Genomic DNA, 11,212 nt, shown 5'->3' with positions numbered 1-11,212 from the left:
GAGGGCTCCTACTACTTCTCGGACTTCTTGGCGGACGCTTCGAGCACCATGTCGCGGAAGCGATCGAAGAGCGGTGCGGCGTCGTGCGGGCCGGATGCGGCCTCAGGGTGGAACTGAACGGAGAACGCCGGGATGTCGAGGCAGCGCAGTCCCTCGACGACCTGGTCGTTCAGGCCGATGTGGCTCACTTCGACCCGGCCGAAGCCCTCGGGCGAATCGACGGTCTCATCGAGCGGCAGGTCAACGGCGAAGCCGTGGTTCTGCGACGTAATCTCGACGCGGTTCGTGGCGGTGTCACGCACGGGCTGGTTGACGCCGCGGTGGCCGAACGGCAACTTGTACGTGCCGAAGCCAAGTGCGCGGCCCAGCAGCTGGTTGCCGAAGCAGATGCCCATGAACGGGTAGCCCTCACGCAGCAGATCGCGCAACAGGTCAACCTGCGCGTCGTTCGCCTCGGGGTCACCGGGGCCGTTCGAGTAGAACACGGCGTCGACGCCGAGCGCGCGCACCTGCTCGGCCGTTGCATCCGCCGGCAACACGTGCACGTCGAAGCCGCGGCTGTTGAGGTTCGCGGGAGTCGCACGCTTCACGCCCAGGTCGAGCAGCGCGACCGAGCCGATAGCAGGCTCTTCGGTGGTGCTCTTCAGCAGATACGGCTCGTTCGTCGTGACGAGGTCCGAGAGGTACTGGCCCGCCATCGAGGGCTGCGCCTTCACCTTCTCAAGCTGTGCCTCGGCGCTCTCGCCGTACGCCTCGCCAGAAAAGACGCCGCCGCGCATTGCGCCCGCGTTGCGGATGCGGCGGGTGAGTGCACGGGTGTCGATGTCGCGGATGCCCACGATGTCGCCATCGCGCAGCGCGGTCTCGAGGTCACCCTCGGCGCGGAAGTTCGACACGACGCGGCTTGCGTCGCGCACGACGTAGCCCGCGACCCAGAACTTGTCCGATTCCATGTCGGCGGCGTTCACACCCGTGTTGCCGATGTGCGGCGCGGTCTGCACCACGATCTGGCCGGCGTAGCTCGGGTCCGACAGAGTCTCCTGGTAGCCGGTCATACCGGTGGTGAAGACGACTTCACCCAGACGCTCACCGGTGGCACCGTAGGCGAAGCCGTCGTAGCGGGTGCCGTCCTCAAGGACAAGAACGGCGGGTTCGGTGCGGATCATTTGTGCTCCTCACGGGTTGCGTTAGAAAGTTCAGAAATTTGCGAAAGTGCGTCGAGCAGCTCACGGCGAACGGCGGGCGACGGGACGCGAAGGTAGGTCTCAACGGAGGTCGTGTTCTCGCCCTCACCGAGGTTCCACTGGATGACGGTGAGGCCGTTCGGCTCAACCGCCCGGTCGATCGTGGCCTGGCCGAGCGCCACGAGCGTGATCGAGTCGGTTGGGATGAAGAATGCACGCTCGCCGGTGATGGCGATCGCGACGCCCTCCGGATGCACCTCGACTTCCGCCCGACCGCGGTATGCCAAGGGGCGAACCGCGATGCGGTCGAGCGCATCACCCGTTACCGAAGTGGCAACGTAGTGCGCATCCTCGACCGCGAGGGTCGGCTGACCGAGGCCGGCGGGAAGTTCGGGGGCTACCGGGATGTACGCCTGTCGTCGACGTCGTCGGTTCCAGCCAAGCCACATCGCACCGATGAGGATCGCGAAAACTAGCAGAATCGCGACGGTGAACAGGAACGGTCCCATGACTAGAGCTCACTTTCAGCGAGGCGGGTGCGATTTGCACGCGCCACTTCTTCTTCGGCGGCCGGTACACCGGCACGAAGCGTTGGGGTTCCCCGGTAGACGGTGTATTCCACCGAGCCGGGAAGTTCGAGGCCGAGGTACGGCGAGTTCGTCGACTTACCGGAGAGATCGGCCTCGGTGAAGACGCTCGATGCCTCGGGGTCGTACAGCACGACGTTTGCGAGTTCGCCCGCTTCGAGCGGACGGCCCGCCTCTGCGGCCGAGCCAATCTTTGCAGGTGTCTCGCTCATGACCCGCGCGACACCGCGCCAGTCGAGCAATCCGGTGTTAACCATCGTCGCGTGCACGATGCGCAGCGCGGATTCCAGACCCACCATGCCCATCGCGGCATGGTCCCATTCCTTCTGCTTGCTGTCCACCGGGTGCGGGGCGTGGTCGGTGCCGACGACGTCGATCGTGCCGTCGGCGAGCGCCGCGCGCAGCTTCATCACGTCGGATTCGGTTCGCAGCGGCGGGTTCACCTTGAAGCGGGCGTCGAAGCCGCGCACCTTCTCCTCGGTGAGCAGCAGGTGATGCGGGGTGACTTCCGCCGTGATCTTGATCCCGCGGGCCTTCGCGAAGCGGACGATGTCCACTGCGGTTGCCGTAGAAAGGTGGCACACGTGCACCCTCGAGTCGACTTGCTCGGCGAGCAGCGCATCCCGGGCGATGATCGAGGTCTCCGCAACTTCGGGCCAGCCGCCGAGGCCAAGCTCGGCAGACAGCGACCCCTCGTTCATTTGCGCGCCAATCGTGAGCTTCGGGTCCTGCGCGTGTTGGGCGACGACGCCGTCGAAGGCCTTCACATACTCGAGCGCGCGGCGCATGATGAGCGGGTCGAACACGCAGTGCCCGTCGTCCGAGAACATCCGCACGTGCGCGCGAGAGTCGGCCATCGAGCCGAGCTCCGCGAGGTGCTCCCCCGCCTGGCCGACCGTGACCGCGCCGATCGGGTGCACATCCGCATACCCCGCCTCGCGGCCGAGCGCCCAGACCGTCTCGACCACGCCCGCGGTGTCTTGCACGGGGCTCGTGTTCGGCATCGCGAAGATCGTGGTGAAGCCACCCTTCGCCGCAGCGCGGCTGCCGGTGAGTACCGTCTCGGAGGATTCGAAGCCGGGCTCGCGCAGGTGCACGTGGAGGTCGACGAGACCGGGCAGCGCGATGAGGCCCTCGGCGTCGATGACCTCGGCGCCCTCGGGCGCCGCGAGGGTCCCGGCCGCCGCAATCTGTGCGATGCGTTCGCCATCGATCAGGATGTCGCTCGGTTCCTCGCCATAGGGGCGGGCCCCGCGGATCAAGATGGTGCTCATGCGCGTCCCCTGTTGTTTGTGGCGGCGTTGTTTGTGGCGGTGTTTTTCATAGCCGTGTTGTTCGTGGCGGAGTCTTTTGCCGCGACGCTGGTGGTGGAATTCTGGTTCGACTTGTACTCGTTCGAGCAGAGCAGGTAGAGCGCCGCCATGCGCACGCTCACCCCGTTCGCGACCTGTTCGAGGACGGTCGACTGCGGCGAGTCCGCGGCGGCGCCGGAGATCTCGAGGCCGCGATTCATTGGGCCTGGATGCATCACCACGGATCGCTCCGGCAGCATCCGGAGGCGCGCCTCGCTGAGTCCCCAGCGACGCGCGTACTCGCGGGTGTGCGGGAAGAAGGCATCGTCCATCCGCTCGGCCTGGATGCGCAGCATCATCACAGCATCGGGCTGCTCGGCAAGCACCGCGTCGAGGTCGTAACTCGTCTCGGCGGGCCAACGCTGCGTGTCGGATGGGATGAGCGTCGGCGGCCCCACGAGGGTCACCTTCGCGCCGAGCGTGTGCAAGAGCCAGACATTCGAGCGAGCCACGCGCGAGTGCAGGATGTCGCCGACGATCACGACGTGGAAGCCGTCGAGGTCCTTGCCGCGGGAGTCGTTGCCGTGAATGCGGCGACGCAGGGTGAAGGCGTCGAGCAGGGCCTGGGTCGGATGCTCGTGCTGACCGTCACCGGCGTTCAGGATGGGCGTGTCAATCCAGCCGCGATCCGCCAACATCTGCGGTGCGCCGGAGGACGGGTGACGGATCACGACGGCGTCCGCACCGATCGCGTGCAGCGTCTGCGCCGTGTCCTTGAGCGATTCGCCTTTCGAGACCGAGGAGCCCTTCGCCGCGAAGTTGATCACGTCGGCGCTGAGTCGCTTCTCGGCTGCCTCAAACGAGATCCGCGTGCGCGTTGAGTCCTCGTAAAACAGGTTCACGACGGTGATGCCGCGCAGCGCCGGAAGCTTCTTCACGGCGCGTTCCTGGGTCGCGGCCATGTCCTCGGCCGTGTCCAGCAGGAGCAGCGCGTCGTTACGGCTCAGTTCGGCCGTCGAGATGAGGTGCTTCATCGGGTGGTGCTCCCCCGCTCGGTATTGCCTGTACCGCCTATATCGCCTGTGTCGCCTGGCTGGCCGGATTCGCCCGCCTGATCCCGAATGATGACGCGGTCCTCGCCGCCGTCGATCTCCGTGAGCTCGACCGAGATCCGCTCGCTCCGCGCCGAAGGCAGGTTCTTGCCGACAAAGTCCGCGCGAATCGGCAGCTCGCGGTGGCCACGGTCGACCAATACGGCGAGCTGAACCCGCTGGGGGCGGCCGATGTCGCTAATCGCGTCGAGGGCGGCCCGGATCGTCCGGCCGGAATACAGCACGTCGTCGACGAGCACGACCGTCTTGTCATCGATCCCGCTCACCGGGATGGATGTCGGGTGCGACTCGGTCAGCGGACGCCGCCGAAGGTCATCCCGATACATCGTGATGTCGAGCATCCCGACCGACGCCTCGGGGTCGAAATCGTCACCCTCGAGGGCGCCGATCGCGTGCAGATTCTCACCGAGTCGCTTCGCGAGAGGCACGCCACGAGTGGGGATGCCGAGCAGCACGACGTCTTCGGTGCCCTGATTCGCCTCGATGATCTGGTGGGCAATGCGCATAAGCGCGCGCGAAATGTCGCCGGGTTGGAGCACGATGCGCTCTGCCACGGTGACCCCCTTCCCCGCCTCTCTGGACGGCATTAAAGGATGAGTCTGAATGGGATTGAGCCTAGCACTGGCTAGGCGGTGTGCCGATCGGCGATGCGACCGAGCACGCCGTTGATGAAACGGCTCGAGTCTTCGGTCGAGTATTCGGTCGCGCTCGAAACTGCCTCGGCAATCGCGACCGCATTCGGCACTTCCTCGTTGTAGCGAATCTCCCACACGCCGATGCGGAGGATGGCACGATCAACGCGCGGCATCCGCTCGAGGCGCCACTCGCGAGAGGTCGCCTCGATCTCGGTGTCGATATCATCGAAGTGCTCGGCGACGCCCGAGACGATCTGGCGCGCATAGCGCCACGATGCCTCGCGCTCGGGCTCGCCTGCCGCACGAACCTGTTCGTCGGCGAGGACCTCGGCGAGCGGGCGCTCTACGAGGTCGGCCTGGAACAGCATGTCGAGCGCGCGCTTGCGCGCCTTCGTCCTGGCGCTCACTAGTCGTTCACGCGACCGAGGTAGTCGCCCGAGCGAGTGTCGACCTTCACGCGGGTGCCCTGATCAACGAACAGCGGCACCTGAATCTCGGCACCGGTCTCAAGGGTCGCGGGCTTCGTGCCGGCGTTCGAGCGGTCGCCCTGCAGGCCCGGCTCGGTGTAGGTGATCTCGAGGACAACCGACGGCGGCAGCTCGATGTAGAGCGGAGCACCCTCGTACATCGCGATCTGGACCTGCTGCTGCTCAAGCATGTAGTTCGCGGCGTCACCAACGATGGTTCCCGACACGGTGAGCTGGTCGTAGTCCTTGACGTCCATAAACACGAAGTCTTCGCCGTCCTGGTAAAGGTACTGGAAGTCTCGGCGGTCGACGGTCGCGGTGTCGATCTTTGCGCCGGCGTTGAACGTGCGGTCCACGGTCTTGCCCGAGACGACGTTCTTCAGCTTGGTACGAACGAACGCGCCACCCTTACCGGGCTTAACGTGCTGGAATTCGATGACCTGCCAGAGCTGACCATCGATGATCATTACGAGACCGTTTTTGATGTCGGCAGTTGATGCCATGAGTATGGTCCTTTCGATTTAAGACGTTTTAGCTTAGCGCGGCGCGAGTTCTCGCCGCTTAGGACGCGATTTCTTGATAGGCCGCAAACAGGAGCGACTCGTCGGGCGCCTGCATGATCGCGGGCTTGCCGATCGCATCAAGCACGACGAAGCGAAGCATCGAACCCCGTGCCTTCTTGTCGCGCTTCATGACGGAAAGCAGCGTCTGCCAGCGGCCCGCGGGATACTGCGTCGGTAGGCCGAGCAGCTCGAGGATGCGCAGGTGACGATCCGCATCCGCGTCCGAGAGCCTGCCCGAGAGCCGTGCAAGTTCCGCGGCGAAGTGCATCCCCACCGCGACGGCCGCACCGTGACGCCATTGATAGCGCTCGCCGTGCTCGATCGCGTGCCCCAGGGTGTGGCCGTAGTTGAGCATCTCGCGGCCGCCGGCTTCCTTCAGGTCATCGGCGGTCACCTCCAGCTTGTAGCGAATCGAGATTTCGAGGATGCGCCGGAACTCATCCGAGTTCGGGTCCGTCGCCTTATCGGGGTCCGCCTCGATCAGGTCGAGGATCTCGGGGCTGTGGATAAAACCGACCTTGACGGCCTCGGCGAAGCCCGTCACGAGCTCGTTGCGCGGCAGCGCGGCCAGCGAGTCGAGGTCCACCACGACGCCGGTCGGCGGGTAGAACGCGCCGACGAGGTTCTTGCCCTCGTTGGTGTTCACGCCGGTCTTGCCGCCGATGGAAGCGTCGACCATCGCGAGTACGGTCGTCGGGACCTGCACGACCTTGATGCCACGAAGCCAGGATGCGGCGGTCCATCCCGCGAGGTCGGTCACGGCGCCGCCGCCGATCGCGAGGATCGCGTCGGAGCGGGTGAAGTCGGACTGCCCCATGATCTGCCAGAGGAACTCGGCAACCTCGACTCGCTTCGCAGATTCAGCATCCGGAACCTCTGCCATCAGCACGCGTCGGAACTTGGGGGCGAGTAGCGCCCGCACTTCCTCCGAAATCGCGCCGAGCGTCGGCTGGTGGACGATGAGCAGCTGGTCCACGCCGTCACCGAGCAGCTCGGGCAGGATCGTGTCCAGCGAGGTGATCAGGCCTCGCCCGACGAGCACGGGTCCGTGATCGCCGCCAGCTTCAAGCGTTACGTAGTCAGTCAACGAGCTCCCCCGGTTCGGTGTCTTCTGCGGTCAGTTCGGTGTCGCTCGCCTTCGCGACGAGCGGCGAGTCGATGTTCTTGAGAAATCGGCGCACGTCATTCACGACCTGCCACATCGGGCGGAAACTCGTGTCAATCGTGATGTCCGCGAGCCGGTCGTAAATTTCCTTGCGCGAGTTGTAGGTCTCAACCCACGAGTCAATCCCGCTCAGGAGCGGTCGGTTCGTCTTGCCGCTGATGCGCTCCTCGATGGCCTTGGGGCTCGCGACGAGCAGCACCACATTGTGGTCTTCGGATGCGAGCTCGGCCTGGGTGTCCGCGTTTAGGATCGCGCCTCCGCCGAGCGAGACGATCTCATACTCGCGCAGCGCGTTCGCCACGACCTCTCGCTCGATGCGCCGAAACTCGGCCTCGCCCTCGCGTGGAATGAAGTCGTGAATCGCGCCGTGGTCGCGCGCGAACAGCTTGTCCGTGTCGGCGAAGGTCGCATCAAGGCGACGCGCGATGCGCTTGCCCGCGCGCGACTTTCCCGCCGCGGGCGGGCCGATAAAGACGAGGCTCATACCTTCCACTCACTTCGCGAGTCGCCCATCGACTCGTCGTCGAGCGTATCGAGGTCGAGGTCGCTCGGGTCGACGAGCTCGTCGCTCGTTTGCAGAGTCGCGGGAATCGCGTCGAGGTAGCCGCGGATGTTTCGGCGCACTTCCTCGAGCGAGTCACCGCCGAACTTCTCGAGCAGCGAGTTTGCGATCACGAGTGCGGTCATCGCCTCGGCGACGACGCCGGAAGCGGGCACGGCGCAGACGTCGGAGCGCTGATGGAACGCCGTGGCGTTCTCGCCCGTCGAAACGTCGACCGTGTGGAGCGCGTGCGGGACGGTCGCAATGGGCTTCATGCCGACGCGCGCACGCAACACAGTGCCGGTCGTCATGCCCCCCTCGATGCCACCGGCCCGGTCGGCGGCGCGGTGGATCTTGCCGTCCACGGCGTACAGCGGATCGTGGGCCTGCGAACCCGGGCGGCGGGTCGTCTCGAGGCCGTCGCCGATCTCCACCGACTTGATCGCCTGAATGCTCATGAGCGCACCGGCGAGGCGCGAGTCGAGGCGGCGATCCCAGTGCACGTACGAGCCGATTCCCGGTGGGAGGCCATACACGAGCACCTCGGTGACTCCGCCGATCGTGTCGCCGTTGTGGCGCGTCTCGTCGATCTTCGCGACCATTGCGGCCGAGGTCTCGGCGTCGAGGCAGCGCACCGGATCGGTGTCAAGGTATTCGACGTCGTCGGCGACCGGCCAGGATGCGTCCTCGGGCACGTGCACGTCGCCGATCGCGACCGTGTGGCTGACCGTGCGGACGCCGAGCTCGGCGAGCAGCTTTTTGGCAACGGCGCCGAGCGCCACGCGCGCGGCGGTTTCGCGGGCGCTCGCACGCTCGAGAGCGGGGCGTGCCTCGTCGAAGCCGTACTTCTGCATCCCGACGAGGTCGGCGTGGCCCGGGCGCGGGCGTGTGAGTCGGCGGCCGCGACCGGTTTCGAAGACCTCGTCGCCGACGGGCTCGGGGCTCATGACCTCGGTCCACTTCGGCCATTCGGTGTTTTGGATGCGGATGCCCACGGGCGAGCCGATGGTATAGCCGTGGCGGATGCCGCTCGAGAGCGTGATCTCGTCCTGCTCGAATTTCATTCGGCCGCCGCGACCGTAGCCGAGCTTTCGCCGGGCGAGGTCTGCCTGGATCTCCGTGATGGAGATCGGAACACCGGCGGGAACGCCTTCTAAGAGTGCGAGTAGTTCGGGGCCATGTGATTCCCCCGCAGTAAGCCAACGAAGCATTCGCTTATTGTCTCATGAACGAGGGCGCTCGCTTCGATACGCCGCTGCGCGGCTACTCACCGACCGTCACGATTCCCGAGTAGGCGAAGCCGTATCGAGGGCCGCACGCATCACGGAGACGACCGCACCCTCGTCGGGCAGCGCCTCGTCGACACCGAGCCCGGTAAACAGCCGCACCTGGCGGACGGCCTGATGCAGCAGCAGGTCAAGCCCTGTCACGATCGTGCCCGACGCTGCGAGCCAGCGCTCGGCGAGGGACGTCGGCCAGGGCGAGTACGCCGCCGAAAAGAGCGCGGCGAAACGGATGCGGCCGTCGTCGAACGTCTTCCCCTTCGCGTCAAAGCCGCCAGGGATGGTGTCAATCACGCCCGCAACGCCGTCCGACAGCGCCCAGTCCGCAAGATCGTGCGCGCTCGCACCCTCGCCAATGCGCTCGGCAAGTTCGGCAGCCGCCTCAGGCCGGCGCGCCCAGATACGCACGTGCGTTGCGCCCAAGCGCTGCGCCGCGATCGAGAGCGATGCCGCGGTGCCTCCGCCACCGAGCACATCCACCGGCCCGTCGAGCCGCTCGATCCCCCGCTCGCCAAATGCATCGAGGGCGCCCGGGATATCGGTGTTCTCGCCGATAGCGTCGCTCGCAGGGTCGAGGGAGTCGAACACGATGGTGTTCACCGCACCGGATCGCAGCGCATCCTCGCTTGCGGAACGCACGAAATGCAGCGCCTCGGCCTTGTGCGGCGCGGTCACCGAGAAACCGCCCCATCCTTCCCCGCGCGCCGAGAGAGCCTGCGTCACGCCGCCCTTCGGGATCTCCCAGCGGGAATAGTCCCAATCGAGTCCGAGCGCTCGATAGGCGGCGATGTGCAGTTGCGGCGAGCGCGAATGCTCGACCGGACTTCCGAGCACCGCGAATCGTCGCGCGCCGACACCACGCGGCGGCTCTTGCGTGAAAAACCCTTCGGGCACGCTCGTGCCTCCGGTGCTGGCCCCGTCGGTGTTCGGCCTAGCCATAGTCCGGGTTCTCCTCGAGCCACTTCAACCACTCGTCGACCGCAGCCTGATGCTGGTCGTAGGTTTCGCTGAAGACCGTCTCCCCCGTCTCGAGGTTGACCGTCACGAAGTAGAGCCAGGGCCCGTCGGCCGGATGCATTGCCGCATCGATCGCGAGGTCGCCCGGGTTCGAGATCGGCCGGATGACCATGCCGTTGTGTTCGTACGTGTTGTACTCATTACTGGCGTCCCCTCGTTCCGAGTCGGTCGTCGCGGCGCGGTCATACTTGCCGGTGCCGTACGTGACCGTCGCGTCCGACTGCAACGGCATGTTGATGTCGATGCGGTTGAGGAACACGCGCGAGACCTTATAGAAATCCTCTTCGAAACGAGCTTCCTTCTCGATGAGCGACGCGAGGCGGATGACATCCCACACGTCCTGTTCGGGTACGCCGTGGGACGCGAGCGACTCGTACGTGCGGTCGACCATCGTCGTGAGAACGGTCTCGGCGGTGTCGTCGGGCGCGAAGATGTAGGTCGCTGGGAACAGGAATCCCTCGAGCGACTGCGCCTGCGCGGGCAGACCGAAGCTCTGCGGATCGGCTGCCGCGGCCTCGAGGTCGGCGACCGGGATGCCGGTCGACTCCTCGACAAGCGTGAAGACGTCCCGCATGATCGTCCCCTCCGGGATCGTCACGCTCGCCTCGACACGATTCTTCTCGTCGGTCAGTGCCACGACGGCGGATGCGGCACTCATTTCTTCCTGGAGGACATAGGTACCCGGGATAAAGGTCGGTTCCGCCGGCATCGCCAGAATCGAGCTTACGAACGCGTCGGCGGTCAGCACGACGCCCTGCTCCTGCAGTCGCTGACCGATGGATGTGCCCGTGTCACCCGGGAGGATCGTGAACTCGACCTCGGTACCATTCCCCTCGCCCTCGTAGTCCGTCTGCGTGATGCCGAGGTAATCGGTGATTCGATCGCCAAACTGATTCCATACGAACAGCCCGCCGCCGACGAGCGCGGCAATCACAACGAGCGCGATGATGAGGCAGCCGCCGCGGCGCCGCTTCTTGCGCTTTGCCGCACGCGCCATCGTGACCTCGCTGGGCGGCGCATCCTCGCCGACCCCGTCGATCGCGTCGTTGAAGATCGTGTCAAACGGATCCGCAGACTCGCTGCCCGAAGCATCGGGTCGTACCGCGTCGTCGAACGCCATAGCGGTTCGCTCCGGCGCGCCCTCGGGGGCAGGCTCGGCGCTCGCTGCAGCCTCGGCACGCGACGCGGGCTCGGCGTTAGCGACCGGCTCGGGCGTCTGCTCGGGCTCATCCGCATCCGCACCCGCCCCCGCAGCCAACTCTGACTCCGCCTGTTCGCGCTCGCGCTGACGCTGCTGCTCGCGAATTTCGCGGCGGGTGAGCGGACGCTCGGGTTCCTTGTCGTTGGACGTGAAATCCATTGCGTT

General features: G+C 65.9%; 12 protein-coding genes. All 12 read right to left on the bottom strand.

Going from position 1 to position 11,212, the window contains the following annotated elements:
• Positions 1–11 precede the first annotated feature (11 nt).
• Positions 12–1,166, bottom strand: coding sequence for a glutamine-hydrolyzing carbamoyl-phosphate synthase small subunit (gene carA, locus GMOLON4_RS03535; RefSeq protein WP_026936626.1), 1,155 nt, complete (start codon positions 1,164–1,166; stop codon positions 12–14).
• Entirely contained in the window at positions 1,163–1,693 is a 531-nt protein-coding gene (locus tag GMOLON4_RS03530) for a PH-like domain-containing protein (protein ID WP_026936625.1), read from the bottom strand. Before GMOLON4_RS03530 ends, carA begins: the two co-directional genes overlap by 4 nt.
• A gap of 2 nt (positions 1,694–1,695) precedes the next feature.
• Positions 1,696–3,045 carry a dihydroorotase gene (locus GMOLON4_RS03525; protein WP_051266652.1) on the bottom strand — a complete coding sequence of 450 codons (1,350 nt, stop codon included), beginning with the start codon at positions 3,043–3,045 and terminating at the stop codon, positions 1,696–1,698.
• Positions 3,042–4,097: an aspartate carbamoyltransferase catalytic subunit gene (locus GMOLON4_RS03520; RefSeq protein ID WP_084147447.1), complete on the bottom strand. Its 1,056-nt coding sequence runs from the start codon at positions 4,095–4,097 to the stop codon at positions 3,042–3,044. The genes GMOLON4_RS03525 and GMOLON4_RS03520 overlap by 4 nt, the downstream gene beginning before the upstream one ends.
• Positions 4,094–4,729 carry a bifunctional pyr operon transcriptional regulator/uracil phosphoribosyltransferase PyrR gene (gene pyrR, locus GMOLON4_RS03515; RefSeq protein ID WP_106486569.1) on the bottom strand — a complete coding sequence of 212 codons (636 nt, stop codon included), beginning with the start codon at positions 4,727–4,729 and terminating at the stop codon, positions 4,094–4,096. Before pyrR ends, GMOLON4_RS03520 begins: the two co-directional genes overlap by 4 nt.
• Before the next feature lie 71 nt (positions 4,730–4,800).
• The gene (gene nusB, locus GMOLON4_RS03510) at positions 4,801–5,217 is read right to left on the bottom strand and encodes a transcription antitermination factor NusB (protein ID WP_026936624.1); all 417 of its coding nucleotides are present in this window, start codon (positions 5,215–5,217) and stop codon (positions 4,801–4,803) included.
• A complete protein-coding gene (efp, locus tag GMOLON4_RS03505; RefSeq protein WP_026936623.1) occupies positions 5,217–5,780 on the bottom strand; it encodes an elongation factor P in 564 nt (187 codons plus the stop codon). Before efp ends, nusB begins: the two co-directional genes overlap by 1 nt.
• 58 nt (positions 5,781–5,838) lie before the next feature.
• Positions 5,839–6,927: a 3-dehydroquinate synthase gene (gene aroB / locus GMOLON4_RS03500; RefSeq protein ID WP_026936622.1), complete on the bottom strand. Its 1,089-nt coding sequence runs from the start codon at positions 6,925–6,927 to the stop codon at positions 5,839–5,841.
• Complete coding sequence (locus GMOLON4_RS03495; protein ID WP_051266650.1) at positions 6,920–7,489, bottom strand: shikimate kinase; 570 nt, start codon at positions 7,487–7,489, stop codon at positions 6,920–6,922. Before GMOLON4_RS03495 ends, aroB begins: the two co-directional genes overlap by 8 nt.
• Complete coding sequence (gene aroC, locus GMOLON4_RS03490; protein ID WP_026936621.1) at positions 7,486–8,757, bottom strand: chorismate synthase; 1,272 nt, start codon at positions 8,755–8,757, stop codon at positions 7,486–7,488. The genes GMOLON4_RS03495 and aroC overlap by 4 nt, the downstream gene beginning before the upstream one ends.
• Before the next feature lie 66 nt (positions 8,758–8,823).
• Positions 8,824–9,768 carry a shikimate dehydrogenase family protein gene (locus GMOLON4_RS03485; protein ID WP_051266648.1) on the bottom strand — a complete coding sequence of 315 codons (945 nt, stop codon included), beginning with the start codon at positions 9,766–9,768 and terminating at the stop codon, positions 8,824–8,826.
• Positions 9,761–11,206 (bottom strand): endolytic transglycosylase MltG, encoded by a 1,446-nt coding sequence (mltG, locus tag GMOLON4_RS03480; RefSeq protein WP_169516495.1) that lies wholly within the window; start codon positions 11,204–11,206, stop codon positions 9,761–9,763. The genes GMOLON4_RS03485 and mltG overlap by 8 nt, the downstream gene beginning before the upstream one ends.
• Positions 11,207–11,212 lie beyond the last annotated feature (6 nt).

Origin of the sequence: Gulosibacter molinativorax (assembly GCF_003010915.2) — a bacterium.
GTDB lineage: Bacteria > Actinomycetota > Actinomycetes > Actinomycetales > Microbacteriaceae > Gulosibacter > Gulosibacter molinativorax.
Note: the sequence above shows the minus strand (reverse complement) of the source record. Positions and strands in the feature narration are given on the sequence as shown.